A 16,325-nucleotide genomic window follows, 5' to 3' on the forward strand; every position below is an offset into this window, starting at 1 on the left:
TTTCCGTTTCGTATCTTGATGGATCTGGGTGCGGCGGTCACAGTGAGTGGGGTGCTGGTCATCGACCGGAGGTGAACGTGACCCGAGTCCCCAAGCTCGACACCGCAGCCAGTGCGTACACGATCGTCGCTAGGTTCGGCCGGATGGTGGCGGAGAAGCGAGGACTTGGCGGTGCGGAGGAGGACCAGTTCCGTGGGCCGTTGGAGACCTTACTGCGCGACCTCGGCGCCTTAATCGGTGTTGAGGCGATCCCCTACGGCGAGGTGCGGTTGAAGCATCTTCGGGCGCGGCCCGACTACGCGGTGAACATCGGACGGGTCCGCGTCGGTTACGTCGAGTTGAAGAGACCGGGGAAAGGGGTGCCCGGTGCGCCCGAGTGGCGCCCCTGCAAGCGGGATCTGGAGCAGTGGGGCAAGCTCTCCGCGCTCCCCAATGTGATCTACTCCGACGGGGTCACTTGGGCGCAGTACTCGTTCGGCGTGCGGATCTCGCCGATTGTGAGGTTGGCGAACACCGTCGCGGATTTGCGGCGTCCGGCGGTGCCGGCCGTCACCGAACTGGTCGGCATCGTCGGGGATTTCATGCTTTGGGAGCCAGAGTCTCCTCAGACGCTCAGCTCCCTCGTGAAGATCCTCGGCGGGTTGTGCGGCCTGCTAAAGGACGAGGTGTACGCCGCGATCACAAACCCGTTAAAGAAGCGCTCCCAGATGCGGCTCGCACTGTTGGCCGACGACTGGCGGAAGCTGCTGTTCCCCGGGCTCAACCATGAGCGCTTCGCCGACGCCTTCGCCCAGACCGTCACGTTCGCGCTGCTACTGGCCCGCTCGGATGGAATTGACCTAGTTGGCGAGTCCTATCAGGAGATTGCTCGGAAGCTGGGCAAACGGCACTTGCTGATGGGCCAGGCGTTTGCAGCGCTCACCAGCGGGGCCGACGACGAGCTCAACACCATCGAGACCCTCCGCCGTGTGATCAGCGTTGCCGACCTGGAGACGCTCGACGTCAGCCCAGCGGACGCCTACGCCTACCTCTACGAACGTTTCCTCGCCAGCTACGACCCGACGCTCCGTAAGGAGACCGGCTCCTATTACACGCCAGTCGGCGTCGCCCGCCATCTTGTTCGGTTCGTAGACGAGGTGCTTCGTGGGCATCTTGGTAAGGAATGGGGCTTCGCTGACGACAACGTGGTGGTCGTCGACCCGGCAATGGGAACCGGCACCTTCTTGGTCGAGGTCATCGGCTGTGTGGCCGACCGGGTCGCCGACAAGCTCGGGCACGGGTCCCGGGAGGATTATGTCAACGACCTAGTGACCGATCGGTTGATCGGGTTCGAGATCCAGGTTGCTCCGTACGCGGTGGCTGAGCTGCGTATTCATGGATCGTTCCAGAGCCGGTTCGGGGTGGAGACTCCGCCTCAGGCTCTGCGGTTTCTCACCGACGCGTTAGCCGATCCGAACCATGTGCAGGGAACGCTGGGCGCGCCATACCGCGTGATGGAGGAGGCACGGGACAAGGCGAACGACATCAAGCGCAGGGTCCCCGTGATGGTGGTGATCGGCAACCCGCCGCATGTGGAAAACGCCAAGGGTCGAGCCGAATGGATAGAACGTCCTCGCAGGAGAATGCCCCGCCTCGGAGCCTCGGTTGACCGCCCTTCGCTCGACGAGTTCCGAGCCCGCGGCCTTGGCCGGTATGAATCAGACCTGCACGGAATGCCGTGGTACTTCCTGCGCTGGGCGGCCTGGAAGGTCTTCGAAGCTGAACATCGCATGCCGGAAGGTGTGGTGGCATTCATCGTCCCCTCCAGCGTGATCAAGGGGGCCGCCTTCCGTGGCCTGCGCCAGTACCTGCGACACACCTGCGACGAGGGATGGATCATCGAGCTGGCTCCGGAAGGAAACCGCCCACCCATCGCGACAAGGCTCCTCGGAGCCGACGTGGGACGCCAGCTCAGCATCCTGGTCTTCGCCAGAACAGCGCACTCCGACCCGGAGACTCCAGCGACTGTCCGTTATCTGGAGCTGCGCGGAACGCGCGAGGAGAAGATGACCGCGCTGGAGCAGTTAACGACGACAGGATCACGCTGGCGCACCTGCGGCACCGGATGGCAGGACTCCTTCCTCCCTGCTACCAACCCGCAATGGGCAGCGTTCCCTTCGCTCGGTGACCTGATGCCCTGGCGGTCGAGGGGCGTCACTCCCGGGCGAACATGGGTATATGCGCCTACCGCAGAGGTCCTGCGCACGCGGTGGCAGACATTCCTCGCCGCCTCGGCACAGGAGCAGCGTGAGTATTTCCGAGAGGGTCGAGATCGTACTTTAAGCAGCCGAGTCGGCCCGCTGCCTGGGTTCCCGCCAGTCGAGCGCTCGCTGGTGGAGGAGTCGGGGCCATGTCCCGAGCCGGTTCGGGTCGCTTACCGCTCGTTCGACCGGCAGTGGCTTATCCCTGACAATCGGCTTCTCGTCATGGCTCGCCCGCCGCTTTGGCAGGTCCGCTCCGAGCGGCAAATCTACGTTTCCGAGCAAGACGCCCACGAGATCGCTGACGGTCCGGCTCTGGTTTTCTCCAATCTCATCCCCGACCTGGACCATTTCAACGGCTGGGGCGGTGGCGGCGTGCGTCCGCTCTGGCGCGATCGCCAGGGCAGCATCCCCAACATAACTCCGGCCCTGCTCGATCACCTCCGTATCAGGCTGGGCGCTCCCGTCAGCGTGGAGGACGTGCTGGCGTACATCGCGGCGATCACAGCTCACCCCGGATTCGTACGCCGATTCCGGGAGCATCTTCGGCAACCAGGCGTTCGCGTTCCGCTCACCCAGGATTTGGCGCTGTGGAAGCGCGCGGTGACGATCGGATTCGAGATCCTTTGGCTTCACACCTACGGCAGTCGCTGCATCGATCCCGCCGCGGGACGGGGACGCACAGAGCGTGCCCTTATCGAACGGTTCGGCGTCAGGTGCTTGACCGCCGTCAAGGTACTTCCCGAGCGACTCGGCGAGCAGCTCGATTACGACCCCGGAATCCAGACGCTCACCGTGGGCAGCGGGACATTCGCCCCCGTACGCCAAGAGGTCGTCGACTACACGGTTTCCGGTCGGCGCATCGTGTGGCGCTGGTTGAACGACCGGACCGCCCAGCCTCGAAACAAGCGTCGGACCTCGGCCCTGGACGACATCACGCAGCCCTGCTGGAACCGTGAATTGACACTCGAATTCCTCGCACTCCTTTCCGTCCTAACCGGATGCGTCCTGCTTCACCCCGAGCAAGACCAGCTGCTGACCGACGTGTGCTCGGGCCCGCTGATCGGCGAGGCCGACCTTGCCGCCGCCGGCGTGCTGCCAGTTCCGCAATCAGCGACGAGGCCGCCGAAGCCACCCCAGGCTGGCGTTCAACTTCTTAGCGAGTGATCTCAACCTGCGGGTCCATGATCGTCTATGGGGGTACCAGCTCTGTTCAGGCCTGATGCCCGTCCGCGGGTGAGCCCGAACTGTGCGACTGAGATGAGGCCTGCTGAGGCGGGCGTGGGGACACATCTTCGGCACTCGTAGGGACGCAAAACCATGCTCGAGCGACGTCATGTCTTCTTGATTCGCCCGTCTTGTGAATAAGAGAAAGGAGCAAGATGGGCGAGCCGGTGGTGTACAAGCGGTGTGGGTGCTCAGGCCAGGACAGGGCGTGTCCCGACCTGGCCGACGAAAGTCACGGTTCGTGGTACTACGCGATTCAGGTAATAGGCCTGAACGGACGTAAAGTGCGGACGCGGCGGGGCGGCTTCCGCACCGCAGAGGACGCCATGCGAGCTGTCCGGGAACTCGCCGCCGCTGATGTTCCGGGTGGGGTGAGTGCAGCGTGCACCGTGGCGCAGTGGTTGCGCCACTGGCTGACTACCCTCCAGCCGGTCCGCGAGCGTACTCGGCAGGGTTATGCCGACCATGTGCGGATTCACCTGATCCCTGGCTTGGGCCGGATCCTGATCGCGGAGCTGGGATCGACCGATCTGCGCCGCTTCTTCGCCGGCTTGGCTCAGCGGCGTAATCGGTACCGGCAGGGCGCTGTCGCCGTCAACTGTGCAGCGGGTGCACGCCACCCTCCGGGCGGCACTCAACGAGGCGATCCGCGAAGGCCTGATCGACACGAACCCGGCACACCGGTTGCGTCTGCCCCGTACTCGGCGTCCTCACGCCCAGGTCTGGACCCGGAGCCGGGTGTCGGTGTGGCGGGCCACGGGGCAGCGTCCAGCGGTTGCGGTGTGGACAACCGAACACCTGACGGAATTCTTGGACTACGTGCGCGAGGACGCGTTGTATCCGTTGTGGTGGCTGGCCGCGCTGCGCGGTCTGCGCCGCGGCGAGCTCGCCGGGCTGCGGTGGCTGGATGTCAGCCTGGAGACACGTGAACTCACGGTCGTCCAGCAACTCATCCACGTAAACGGCCGGCTGAGAGTCGTCCCGCCCAAGAGCGAGGCGAGTCAGCGCACGATCGCCTTGGATACTGAGGCGATCCGCCTCCTGCGCCGCCATCAGCAACTCCAACATCTGAGCGGACTCGGCACTGCCGGCTGGGTGTTCACCCGCGAGGACGGCCAGCCAATCCGACCGGACTATCTGACCTACCGGTTCCGGTATCTGGTAGCGGCCAGCGGCCAGCGGCCTGCCGCCGGTGCGGCTGCACGACTTGCGGCACGGCGCCGCCTCCACAGCGTTGGCCGCGCACGTGGACCTGCGTACGGTCCAGGGTCAACTCGGGCACGCCAGTATTGTGCTGACTTCCGACACCTACACCTCGGTCCTGCCCGAACTCCATCACGAGGCGGCGGAGGCCACTGCACGCCTGGTCCTCACCACAGCGCGAAGAACAGGTCATCGGCTGCAGAAGCGGACGATCCAGCTCCGGCGTCGTCCCGTGAGCCGGTCCGCCCCGCTGAGCGCTTCGCCGGAAAGGTCTTGTGGTGTCAGTGTGTCCCAGACGTGACCCAGCTATGACCCACCTCTTGATTTTTGGATCAAGGGGGTGGGTGAACCTGCAGGTGGGAGTGGTAGGGCGCCCGGGGCTCGAACCCGGAACCTACGGATTAAAAGTGGATGTTGTCTTTGGCGCTGCGAGGGCCTCTGACCTGCGACGGAGCGTCGTTATGATCAGGCGGCGCCACTCTCGTTCCGCATATGTTCCGGATCTCGGGATAACAGCACAGCCCGATTGGTTTCCACATCAACGGCGATCGTCAACGGCGACCTTCTCCGCCACCGGGCGGCCCGAGAGCGAGCGACGAAGGTGAAGATGACGTGGGGGCGGAGGCCATCCGGACCAGCCACCTCCTCCAATGTGTGCCACTCATCCTCTCTCCAAGCCTCCTTGTCATATCCCTGAAAGGTCAGTTCCGCCTCTGCCGCTCGCCGGGCCGTTCGGACGCCCTTACCCAGCAAGGTTGCTTGGTCGTACTTGTCATGGTCGCCCTGGTCAGGGAACAGGTGGCGATGGTCGTAGCCGACCTGGGCGAAGGCGTCGCGCAGCCACTGACGCTTGGTAGGTCCTGCGGTTCTCCAGGTGTAGGTCAGGTTCCGGTGGGTTCTCTGTCGCGATCTGGGGCGGCGCACCATGGCGGCAAGGCATCCAGGTAGTTGATCTCCAAGATCGGAGAGCATGTGGATTCGTTCGAGATGTTCTTTCGCCTTCGGGGAGACGCCTGCGTCGTCCAGCCAGAGCGGGTCACGGTACCGAACCATGTGTCGGATCTCGATGAAAGCGCGATGTATCACGAAAGCGAGGGCTTCCTCTGCTCCTGGGGGATATGGCGGTTGTCTCGGCCACAAGCGATCCACGATGCGCCTCCGCATAGCTCCTTTGCCTGATCGTCCCGTCACCGTCGTCCCACCCGTCAGGGAAGCTGGCCCCTGGTCTGTTGGGCTTGTCCTGGGGCGATGGTGACGGGACGATCAGGTTTCCACCTCAGCCACTGACTGCCTGCCGCTCGTCGCGATCATCCTTGATCCCGAGGCCCCCGCCGGAGGCTCTGTTTTGAGCGGCGTGCCATCACGCTGGCGACCCAGATAAGAAAGACGGCGGTCGGTAGGAGAAGGACGGTCCAGACGACGATCTGGCCGAAGAGAAGCGCGGCACCGCCGGGAAGGTCGATGTAGGCATCGCTCTCGTCCATGACGATGACCCTGATGGGCTGATGGAAGCCGGCGCCAAGGGCAGGCGCGGCCCGAGTGGCGGGCGCGCGCGAGAACGGCCCCCAGACCGCACGCGCAGCGTGCGGCCCGCAAGCTCGGGCCGCGTGGCGGCGGGGAGCGCCGCCCTTGATTCCTATGAGCCCAATTCGGCAAGTTTGTGTTAGTGCACGTGGGTTCCTGGAGGCTCTGTGTCGGAGTTCGGCCGGCGCATCCGTGCTGGCCTGGGGTCTTAGCTCGGTATCGACGGGGCGGCCGATTTTGAAGGTTCGCCGGACAAGGCGAAAGACCCATGGTTACGTAGGGGAGTCTTCAGTGAGCGTGAAGTTACGCGAGGGGCGCCGGGTGACGTAGCCCGGAGCGCCCGTCAGCTCCCCACCCGTTCCAGCGGGTCCAGGCAGAGCCAGAAGCCGTCCAGCCCCACCTCGGCCAGCACCACGTGACGGCCGGCGTCGGAGTCGTGCGCGCGGAACTCCACCGCCACCAGATCGTCCTCGTCCTGGTCCTCCTCGTCGTCGATCAGGCGGAGCCGCAGGACGGCCTCGCCCTCCATCCGCCAGCGGAAGGCCAGCGTCTCCTCGCCGTGAAGGGCCGAGTGGTGGCGCAGCTCGCCCGTGCCGTCGGCGGAGAAGACGACCTCGTCGCCGAACAACACCCCCGCCGTCCCGTTCGCCGAACGCCAGCGGCCGACCAGCTCCGTCATGCCGGCAAGGCTACGACGTGACGGCCGCGATGCCCCCACTGGTCGGTGTTCCCGGGTTGCTGGAACGGGTTGGCTGTGGTGCCTTTGGAGGTGCTCCGCGCGGTCAAGGCGATCGCCTCGATCGTCCTGGCCACCGACAACATGGACTGCTTCGCCGACACTTTCACTCGGGTTCGCAGGGCCCGGCGCCCGAGAGGCCTCCCTGCTGCGGTGACGTTGGCCCAGTGGGCCCTCGTCTGCGTCGACATCATCTGCTCCAGCGACGTCGCAGCTCTCAAAAGCGAGGATCCCATCGCGTTCTTCGGGCCTTGGCTGAGGCGGCACGGTATGGCCTTCCACGATGCGCTGCTCATTGACGACCGAGCGGACAACTGCACCGCCTTTCGACAGCAGGGCGGAACCGCTCTGCGGTGGCGAATGGGCACCAACGACATTATCGAGGTCGCAAACACGCTGAACCGATGGCTTGACTCGCCTGCCATCCGAATACCCCCTTCACTGCCGTCGTAGTGGGCAGAAGGGGTTAGAGACAACCTGTGACTGGTACCGCACACCATGTAGTACACCCGAACCCGCAGCCCTAACGAGCTGAAGGATCCCCGGTTCCTCTTGAAGAGCCTTCAATCAAGTTGAACTCGCGGAAGACCGCTGAGTGCGCGTTTCCACGGGTAAGTGTCGAACTGCTCCCCGCCCGTGCTCGGTGCGTCTGGCTCGAACTGGCCGGGGCCGAACAGGACGCGTACCCCTTCGGCGCGTAGGTCTTCGACGCTGCGCAGAAACGGGGCTCGCGAGGCACGTGCGCTGTTCACGAACGGCAGGACCACAACCGGGATCCCCAGCCCAGGAGCCTCGGACAGGAGGCCCAAGGCGTAGGTGTCGGCGATGCCTTGGGCGAACTTGTTGATCGTGTTGTACGTGGCGGGGGCCACGATGATGGCGTCAGCTCGGGGCGACTTGGGCTCGGACGGCTTGCGGTACTGGCTACGTACAGGACGGCCGGTCTGCTGCTCCAGCTCTGGCGCGTCGATGAAGTCGAGTGCTGGTGGGGTGGCGATGATCTGGACAGTCCATCCGTCGTCCTGGGCCAGGGCGACGAGGCGGCCGACATCTGTGGCCGGTCCGGCGGCGCACACGATGATGTACAGGACCTTGCCAGGCTGGGTCACGCGATGACTCCCACGGATTCGGCGTACTCACGAGCTTCGCGCCGCACACTGATCGGCGCTGTGGCCAGAATGTCACGGACCAACCGCAATGCCGCTTCCCGCCCTGAGACCTCCTCGGGCGCGATCTCTCCAGCGGCGCGCAGGATGTGCAAAGCCTGCTCGTGCTTGCCGCACATCAGGAAGGCGCCATCCCGCTCGCCCTCGGTGCCGTCTGGTACTTCTACGGCTGGCCGCTCGCGGCGAGCGTCTTGGGATTCGTCGTCCTGGCGCTGACCGCCTGGGCCTTCGTCGATCGCGGCTCCTTCACCCGACTGGTCGGCCGGCGGCTGCTGGCCTGGTGGCGGCTGGTGTGGATCTACCGGCATCACTGGCAGTCGGTCACCTTCGTCTCCGGGCTGGCCAAGCGCATCAACGGCCGCGACTACCTGCCCTACCTGGTCCGCGTTCGCTGCGACGACTGGGCCGACCTGGTCACTGTCCGGATGCTCAAAGGTCAGGCGGTCAAGGACTGGACCGACCGCCTCGACAACCTGGCCCAAGGCTTCGGCGCCACCTCCTGCCGGGTGGCACTGATCAGGGGCGGGAGGTTGCTGCTGACCTTCCCGCGCTGTGATCCGCTGGCCGCTCCCATCCCGGCGCTGCCGATTCCCGGCGAGCCCACAGTGGGGACCGGTGGAGATCGGCAAGCAGGAGAACGGCAAGCCGCTACGGCTAAAGGTGCTCGGCACGCACATCCTGATCGCGGGCGCGACGGGCGCAGGCAAGGGCTCGTTCCTGTGGGACACCATCCGCGGGCTCCTCCCGGCCATGCGGGCGGGCCTGGTGGAGATCTGGGCGCTCGATCCGAAGCTGATGGAGTTGTCCTTCGGCCAAGAGCTGTTCACCCGGTATGCCGCCCATCCCGGCGACTGCGCCGACCTGTTAGAAGACGCGGTCGACGTCATGCAGAAACGCGCCGCTCGCTTCGCCGGTCAGCAGCGCAACCACACACCGACGGTGGAGGACCCGTTCGTCCTGGTGCTCGTCGACGAGGTCGCGTTCCTGACCGCCTACCAACCCGACAAGCAGCTCCGGCAGCGCATCTCGGCCGCGCTCGCGACTCTGGCCACCCAGGGCCGTTCGGTCGGGGTCGGCGTGATGGCGGCCTTGCAGGACCCGCGCAAGGAGGTCATGAACATCCGCAACCTGTTCCCCGACAAGATCGCCCTGCGCCTGGATGAGTCCGAGCAGGTGGACATGGTCCTCGGCGACGGCGCACGCGACAGGGGAGCACTCGCCGATCACATCTCGCCCGTCCCCGAGCTGGGAGCGGGCGTGGCGTACATGCGGCTGGAAGCCTCACCGGAACCCGTACGGGTGCGGGCGGCTTACGTCTCGGATGCCGACATCCGCGCCATGGTCGCCCAGTACGGGGAGGCTGCATGACCGATCGCTCGCTGCCCCGTGCAGTACGCCTGGCCATGCCGCAGGCCCGCGAAGTCGTCGTAGAAGTCGCCAAGCGGTACGGCGTCTGTATCCGGCCCGTCCCGCTCAAGCGCCTCGATACCCACACCGGCAAGTGGGAGATCATCAGCAAGTGCCCATCCTGCGCCAAGCGCAACAAGCAGTTGCGAATGGCCCAGTGCCGCGAGGGCTGGCACCTGGACGAGGAACCCGCCATCACCCCTGACCCGGCCACCGAGGAACAACGCTGGCTGGTCGAGTTCCGCGCCGACATCCAAGCCCAACGCGACCAGGCCGACCGCCTCGGCGAGGACACCACCGACCTGGACGCCGTGATCGTCGGCCTGGACGAGGAGATCAATCAGGCGGGCATGCGCGGCAACGTCCTCGGCCGCACCGCTCCGAAGCGCTCGCGCTCGACCAGGCGGCGGCAGGACGCACCCGACCTGCCCAAGCGCACGATGACCAACACCACCCTCGGCCGGGTCTTCACCAGCTCGGACGGCAAGGTCTACCGGCCCTCGCTCTTCGTCACCCTCACCCTCCCCTCCTACGGCAAGGTCATGAACGGCGCCCCGATCGACCCGGACGCCTACGACTACACGCGGGCGGCCCGTGACGCGCTGCACTTCTCCAAGCTGATCGACCGGTTCGTGCAGAATCTCCGCCGCGTGGCGGGCTACGACGTGCAGTACTTCGCCAGCGTCGAACCGCAAAAGCGGCTCGCCCCGCACCTGCACATGGCCATCCGGGGCACCCTGCCCCGTGCGGAGGTCAAGCAGATCGCGGCGGCGACCTACCACCAGGTGTGGTGGCCCCAAGTGGACGAAGTCCGCTTCGAGGGCGATCACCTGCCCGTCTGGGACGAGGAAGTCGGCTACCTCGACCCGGCAACCGGTGAGGTGCTGCCCACCTGGGATGAGGCCCTCGACCACCACGACGCCGACGAAGACGCTCAACCGGCGCATGTGATCCGCTACGGCGACCAGGTGGACGTCAAGGGCGTCCTGGCGGGCACTCCGGATGCCGGCCAGTGCATCCGCTACCTGGCCAAGTACCTCACCAAGAGCCTCGACCAGGCCCTCGACGGCCAGGCCCAACGCGAACACGCCGCCCGCTTCGTCGATGCCCTTCGATACGAACCCTGCTCGCCCACCTGCCCCAACTGGCTCCGCTACGGCGTCCAACCGAAGGGCGCGCGAGAGGGGATGACTCCCGGCCGATGCCGGGGCAAGGCTCACAAGCCCGAACACCTCGGCTACGCCGGTCGCCGTGTCCTGGTCTCCCGCAAGTGGAGCAACAAGACCCTGACCGAACACAAGCAGGACCGCCGCACCTGGGTCCTGGAAGCCCTTGGCCAGACAGGCGACACCCCGGACCCGCACCGGTACGTCTGGCGGCCCGTCCCGGCCGGTGACGCGAACGTGCCACCGCTGGCCGTGCGCCTCCTGCGATCCATCCATGAACGACAGCGCTGGCGCGCACACCTACGCGAGCTGGAAGTCCAAGCCGCGATCTTTCGTCAACTGAGGCGGTGGCGGCGTGAAGAGAGACGAACTGCTCACCGTCGCCCAGGTCCTCGACGAACTCGGCGGCATTTCCCGCCGCACCTTCTACCGCTGGCGCGAGATCGGGAAGGCGCCGCAAGGCATCCGCCTGCCCAACGGCGAACTCCGCATCTACCGCAGCGACCTCAACGCCTGGCTCGAATCCCTCCGGAGTGCAGCATGAACACCTCGTACAAGGTCAAGTTCTGGGACATCCGCACCAACACCCGCAATGACGGCAAGAGCAAGAAGCCCCGCGTCATCTCCCACACCGTGCGCTGGACGGTCGGCAACCGCGAGAAGTCCTCCACCTTCAAGACCAAGGGCCTGGCCGAAAGCTTCCTCTCGGAGCTACGGCAGGCGGCTAAAAGCGGCGAGGCGTTCGACGCGGACAGCGGCCTCCCCATGTCGATGGTCAAAGCCAAGGACGCGCGCACCTGGTACTCCTTCGCGGTCGCCTACGTCCACGCCTGGTGGCCTCACGCCGCGGCCCAAGTCCCGCGAGGGCATGACCGACACCCTGGCCAACATCACCCCCATCCTGAGCACCGACGCTCCGGGCCGTCCCGAGGATGAGGTGATCCGGAAGGCGCTGCGGGAGTACGCGTTCCTCCCGCCAGATCGTCGCCCCGCCACTTCACCCGAGATCGCCAAAGCCATCCGGTGGATCGAAGCGGCGTCGCTGCCCCTGAGCGCCTTGGACGAGGCCAGGCACACGCGGGCCGTCCTGGAGGCGCTGTCGCTTCGCATGGACGGCAAGCCTGCGGCCACCTCGACCTATCGCCGTAAGCGGGCCGTGTTCCATCACGTGCTGGAGTACGCCGTGGAGTTGGAAGAGCTTTCGGCAAATCCGCTCCACAAGGTGAAGCTACGCAAGATCAAGTCAACGGGGGAGATCGATCGTCGCTCGGTCGTCAACCCGGGCCAGGCGCGCGAGCTGCTCGTCGCCGTGACCTACGTGGGGCGGTCGCGCGGTCAGATGATGATGGCCATGTTCGCCTGCATGTACTTCGGTGGTCTGTGGCCCGGTGAAGCGTCGGCCCTGCGGAAGAAGAACTGTCATCTACCTGAGAAGGGATGGGGCCTGCTGACGCTGGAGAAGACTTCGCCCGAGACGAACAGCCGCTACACGGACTCGGGGGAGAGCCACGACGAGCGGGGCTTGAAACACAGGGAGCAGAAGGCGACGCGCCCGGTACCCATCCCACCCGAGCTGGTGAAGATCCTCCGGCAACACATCGAAGATCACGGAGTCGGCGAAGACGGGCGGCTCTTCCGTACCAGCACGGGCAAGCCGTTCCCCGGCTCGACGGTGTCGAAGGTCTGGCGGGAGGCGCGTACGTACGCCTTCACCCCTGATCAGGTCACCTCGCCACTGGCGGGCAGGCCGTACGACCTTCGGCACGCGGCCGTCTCCCTCTGGCTCAACGCGGGCGTCCATGCACCCGAAGCGGCTGAGCGAGCCGGGCATGGCGTCGATGTCCTGCTGCCGTCTATGCCAAGTGCATCGACGGTCAACGTGCGGTCGCGAACCAGCGCATCCTCGATGCCCTCGCCGCATGACACAGGGTGCTCGTCACCAGGACCCCGGGGAACACTCGGGGTCCTTCGTCGTTCGCGGCTGCGGAATGCGCCGTGGAAGCTTCCGAAACGCGCGGCCGACCTGGGCAAACGCCCCAAGATCCATTCCGCGTATATTCCGGAAGGAGTGGCATACGGCTGCTTTCGGCGGCATTCAGCTGCCTACGCGGCTCACGCCGTACGGGAGAGAAACCCCAGCTCGGGGGCGGGATTCGAGGTGGAGAGTGGTAGGGCGCCCGGGGCTCGAACCCGGAACCTACGGATTAAAAGTCCGCAGCTCTGCCAATTGAGCTAACGCCCCTCGCAAGATGCAGGGTACAGAGAGTACAGCCCCACGCGCGACGTCCGTAGCCTCACCGGTACGCCGACAGTCCCGTCAGGGCCTCTCCCAGCACCAGCGTATGGATCTCCTCCGTCCCCTCGTACGTCAGCACGCTCTCCAGGTTCGTCATGTGCCGGATCACCGGGTACTCCAGGGTGATCCCGTTCCCGCCGAGGATCGACCTGGCCTGCCTGGCGATGTCCAGCGCCGCCCGCACGTTGGAGAGCTTCCCAAAGCTGACCTGACGTGGGGAGAGCTCCCCTGCGTCCTTCAGCGACCCCAGGTGGAAAGCGGTCAGCGAAGACTGTGCCAGCCCCACGTACATCCACGCAAGCTTCTCCTGCGTCAGCTGGAAGCCGCCGATCGGCTTGCCGAACTGCACGCGCGTCTGGGAGTAGGAGATCGCCGACTCGAGGCAGGCTCTCGCGGCGCCGACCACGCCCCACAGGATGCCGAAGCGCGCCTCCGACAGGCAGGAGAGCGGCCCGCGCAGGCCGACCACCTCAGGCAGGACGGCGGAGCCGGGCAGGCGGACGTCGTCGAAGTACAGGGAGGAGGTCACCGAGGCCCTGAGCGACATCTTCTTGTGAATCGGGGGAGCGGAGAACCCGGGCGTGTCGGTCGGGACGACGAAGCCGCGCACGCCCTCGTCGGTCTGCGCCCAGACGACGGCCACGTCGGCGACGGAGCCGTTGGTGATCCACATCTTGGAGCCGTTGAGTATCCAGTCGGATCCGTCGCGCTTGGCGTAGGTGCGCATGGAGGAGGGGTCGGAGCCGTGGTCGGGCTCGGTCAGGCCGAAACAGCCGATGGCCGACCCTGAGGCCATGCGGGGGAGCCACTCCTCCTTCTGCGAGGGTGACCCGTACTTCCAGATCGGGAACATGGCCAGGGAACCCTGAACCGAGACGAACGAGCGCAGCCCAGAGTCGCCCGCCTCCAGCTCCCTGCAGGCCACGCCGTACGAGGTGGCGTCGGTTCCGGCGCAGCCGTACCCCTCGAGATGCATCCCCAGCAACCCCAGCTCGCCCAGCGCGGGCGCCAGCTCGCGCGCGGGGAAGACGGCCTCTTCGAACCAGTCGCCCACGTACGGCAGGACGCGGTCGGAGACGAAGGACCTGACGGTGTCCCTGATCAACCGCTGGTCGCCGGTGAGACGGTCGTCGACGCGCAGGATGTCATCCATACCCCAGGGTTCTACCAGGGGGAATCCCGATGTGGAAACGCCTGGCTGAGGGGCAGTCTTGAGGCATGAGCGAATCGAACATCAAGCAGCTGCGCAGGACCCGCAACGGCAGGATCGTCGCGGGCGTCTGCTCGGGCATCGGCGACTACATCGGCATCGACGCCAACCTGGTCAGAATCGGCCTGGCCATCGCCACGCTGTTCGGCGGGGTCGGTGTCGGCGTCTACGCGATCGGCTGGCTGCTCATGCCCGACGAGGGCAAGAACACCTCGATCGTCCAGGATCTGATCAACAACAGGCAGGCCAAGACCAACACCTGGCAGCAGGAGACGCCTGACTACAGCCCCACCGCCGGCTGGGAGCGCCAGGAGCCCACGGTTCCCGGTGACCAGAAGCCGCAGGCGTGATCAGGCGGCAGCCTGGGCGCGCACCCTGGCGACGATGTCGCCGCGAGACTCGGTCCACATCATGGCCAGCACGGCCGCGACCGTGACCCCGCTGATGCCCGCGAGCGCGACGACGGGCTCGGGACCGAGTCTCTCGGCGGCAAAGCCGCCGATCAGGATGCCGATGCCCTGGGCCGCCATGAGCCCGGACTGCACCAGGCCGAACGCCTGGCCCCGCCGTTCAGCGGGAACGCACTGTACGAAGGCGGCATTGGCCGCCAGCTGGTAGGCGCCGCCGATCCCCGACAGGACCCACAGGGCGAGCACCACGATCAACGGTGGCCGCATCGCGCAGACGATCAGCGGTGCGCAGGTCAGCATCGACAGCCACCCCATCGCACGCAGCCGCCCCGACGGCGAGACGAACCTGCTGAACAGCAGCGCGCCGATCACCGTCCCCGTCGGCATCGCCGCCATCAACAGACCGGTGATCACCGGCACGGGCAGCGTCGTCCCGGACGCCAGCTGTGCCGCATAGGGCACCGCGATGCCCTCAGGCAGCACGTAGAACCCGCACAGCCAGGCGAAGAGCACCAGGGTGCGCAGCTTCCTGTCGCCGAAGACGAGCGAGGCGCCGGCTCGTGTCATCGTCCACATCGACGGCTTCGATCCGTCGGTACGGCCGGCGGCGGGCCTTCGCCGTACACCTGAGACGATGATCAGCGCCGAGGCGAGGAAGGTGGCCGCGTCCAGCGCCAGCGCGCGGTAGGGCCCCATGAAGGCGATCATCGCGCCGCCCGCGGCGAAGCCGAGCATCTGGATGGCCTGGTTGGTCATGTTCTGCAGCGCAGAGCCTGCCACGTAGCGGTCGCCCAGCAGGATCTCGGGCAGCAGCGCCGCCCGCGCCGCCGAGAACGGCGCGCTGAGCAGGACCACGAAGAACACCAGCACGCACAGGGCGGCGAACGGCATGCCAGGCACGGCCATGACGGCCACCAGCAGCGCGCGGAGCAGATCGCACACGATCATGACGCGGCGGCGCGCGAAGCGGTCGGCCAGGCCCGAGAGCAGCGGGCCTCCGACGATGGACGGCAGGTAGGTCAGCGCGTAGACCGCGGCCGTGGCCAGCGGCGACCCCGTTCTGTTGAACACGAGGACGGCCAGCGCCACCTGCGCCAGCTGGTCGCCGAGCAGGGAGAGCCCCTGGCCGTACCAGAGCGCGCGGAACTCTCGTATGGCGACGACCTCGCCGTACGTGGCTTGTCGTTCGGAGGCACGTCTGTGCCGCCCCGGAAGCCTGGCCCCCATAGGTCCCCGCTGAACCTGACTCAGAGTGCTCGCTATGTCACCTAAGGTGCCTGCCGGGAACCTTGAGCGCAACCTAAAGCAGTCAGGCCTTTGCAAAGTGTAATCGGGAGCGGGGTTTACCAGCCGAGTTGGTGGAGTCGGTCGTCGTCTATGCCGAAATGGTGGGCTATCTCGTGGATGACCGTGATCCGCACTTCCTCCACCACGCGAGCTTCCGTATCGCACATCTGGCATATCGGATTGCGGTAGATCTCGATCCGGTCGGGCAGAACCGCTGAGTACCAGTCGCCGCGCTCGGTGAGGGGAACACCGGTGTACAGCCCGAGCAGATCCGGCTCCGGCGGATCGTCGACGACCACCACCACGACGTTGCTCATGACGCGCGTCAGCTCCGGAGGGATCGTGTCCAATGCTTCGGCCACGAGTTCCTCGAACTTCTGCCGGGACACCTCGATCACGGTTGCCATTCTGCCCCGTCCGTCGGGTAAGCAAGAAAGCGTATGAACTTCATAA

At 66.1% G+C, this 16,325-nt stretch carries 13 protein-coding genes and 1 tRNA gene; 6 read left to right on the forward strand and 8 right to left on the reverse strand.

Annotated elements, in window-relative coordinates; genetic code table 11:
* The first annotated feature begins 71 nt into the window (after window positions 1-71).
* Window positions 72-3,407, forward strand: a complete 3,336-nt coding sequence (locus ABFX55_RS39030; protein ID WP_346128225.1) for a type ISP restriction/modification enzyme — start codon at window positions 72-74, stop codon at window positions 3,405-3,407.
* 1,306 nt (window positions 3,408-4,713) lie between these two features.
* Window positions 4,714-4,971 (forward strand): hypothetical protein, encoded by a 258-nt coding sequence (locus ABFX55_RS50055; RefSeq protein WP_428834795.1) that lies wholly within the window; start codon window positions 4,714-4,716, stop codon window positions 4,969-4,971.
* A 1,006-nt stretch (window positions 4,972-5,977) separates the two neighbouring features.
* On the opposite strand, the gene ABFX55_RS39035 is transcribed toward ABFX55_RS50055, so the two are convergent.
* Together ABFX55_RS39035 and ABFX55_RS39040 are read right to left on the reverse strand one after the other, a co-directional pair.
* Window positions 5,978-6,154 (reverse strand): hypothetical protein, encoded by a 177-nt coding sequence (locus ABFX55_RS39035; protein WP_346128226.1) that lies wholly within the window; start codon window positions 6,152-6,154, stop codon window positions 5,978-5,980.
* A 383-nt stretch (window positions 6,155-6,537) separates the two neighbouring features.
* A complete protein-coding gene (locus tag ABFX55_RS39040) occupies window positions 6,538-6,873 on the reverse strand; it encodes a hypothetical protein (protein WP_346128228.1) in 336 nt (111 codons plus the stop codon).
* A gap of 75 nt (window positions 6,874-6,948) precedes the next feature.
* Here ABFX55_RS39040 and ABFX55_RS39045 point away from each other — a divergent pair, with 75 nt between their 5' ends.
* On the forward strand, window positions 6,949-7,383 hold the full coding sequence (locus tag ABFX55_RS39045; protein ID WP_346128229.1) for a hypothetical protein: 435 nt from the start codon (window positions 6,949-6,951) through the stop codon (window positions 7,381-7,383).
* 110 nt (window positions 7,384-7,493) lie between these two features.
* Here ABFX55_RS39045 and ABFX55_RS39050 read toward each other — a convergent pair whose 3' ends face one another.
* Together ABFX55_RS39050 and ABFX55_RS39055 are read right to left on the reverse strand one after the other, a co-directional pair.
* On the reverse strand, window positions 7,494-8,039 hold the full coding sequence (locus ABFX55_RS39050) for a flavoprotein (RefSeq protein WP_346128231.1): 546 nt from the start codon (window positions 8,037-8,039) through the stop codon (window positions 7,494-7,496).
* On the reverse strand, window positions 8,036-8,578 hold the full coding sequence (locus ABFX55_RS39055) for a hypothetical protein (RefSeq protein WP_346128233.1): 543 nt from the start codon (window positions 8,576-8,578) through the stop codon (window positions 8,036-8,038). Before ABFX55_RS39055 ends, ABFX55_RS39050 begins: the two co-directional genes overlap by 4 nt.
* A 133-nt stretch (window positions 8,579-8,711) precedes the next feature.
* Here ABFX55_RS39055 and ABFX55_RS39060 point away from each other — a divergent pair, with 133 nt between their 5' ends.
* Window positions 8,712-9,464: an FtsK/SpoIIIE domain-containing protein gene (locus tag ABFX55_RS39060; RefSeq protein ID WP_346128235.1), complete on the forward strand. Its 753-nt coding sequence runs from the start codon at window positions 8,712-8,714 to the stop codon at window positions 9,462-9,464.
* Window positions 9,461-11,605: a replication initiator gene (locus ABFX55_RS39065; RefSeq protein WP_428834781.1), complete on the forward strand. Its 2,145-nt coding sequence runs from the start codon at window positions 9,461-9,463 to the stop codon at window positions 11,603-11,605. The genes ABFX55_RS39060 and ABFX55_RS39065 overlap by 4 nt, the downstream gene beginning before the upstream one ends.
* A 1,230-nt stretch (window positions 11,606-12,835) precedes the next feature.
* Here ABFX55_RS39065 and ABFX55_RS39075 read toward each other — a convergent pair.
* A tRNA-Lys gene (locus tag ABFX55_RS39075) sits at window positions 12,836-12,911 on the reverse strand.
* Window positions 12,912-12,963: 52 nt separating this feature from the next.
* Window positions 12,964-14,118, reverse strand: coding sequence for an acyl-CoA dehydrogenase family protein (locus ABFX55_RS39080; protein WP_346128237.1), 1,155 nt, complete (start codon window positions 14,116-14,118; stop codon window positions 12,964-12,966).
* Window positions 14,119-14,183: 65 nt separating this feature from the next.
* Between ABFX55_RS39080 and ABFX55_RS39085 the strand changes: the two genes are divergently transcribed.
* On the forward strand, window positions 14,184-14,525 hold the full coding sequence (locus ABFX55_RS39085) for a PspC domain-containing protein (RefSeq protein WP_346128239.1): 342 nt from the start codon (window positions 14,184-14,186) through the stop codon (window positions 14,523-14,525).
* Here ABFX55_RS39085 and ABFX55_RS39090 read toward each other — a convergent pair whose 3' ends face one another.
* Window positions 14,526-15,812: an MFS transporter gene (locus ABFX55_RS39090; protein WP_346128240.1), complete on the reverse strand. Its 1,287-nt coding sequence runs from the start codon at window positions 15,810-15,812 to the stop codon at window positions 14,526-14,528.
* Window positions 15,813-15,928: 116 nt separating this feature from the next.
* On the reverse strand, window positions 15,929-16,279 hold the full coding sequence (locus tag ABFX55_RS39095; RefSeq protein WP_183654207.1) for a metallopeptidase family protein: 351 nt from the start codon (window positions 16,277-16,279) through the stop codon (window positions 15,929-15,931).
* Window positions 16,280-16,325: the final 46 nt, after the last annotated feature.

The organism is Nonomuraea roseola, from assembly GCF_039535395.1.
In the GTDB taxonomy this organism is placed as follows: domain Bacteria; phylum Actinomycetota; class Actinomycetes; order Streptosporangiales; family Streptosporangiaceae; genus Nonomuraea; species Nonomuraea roseola.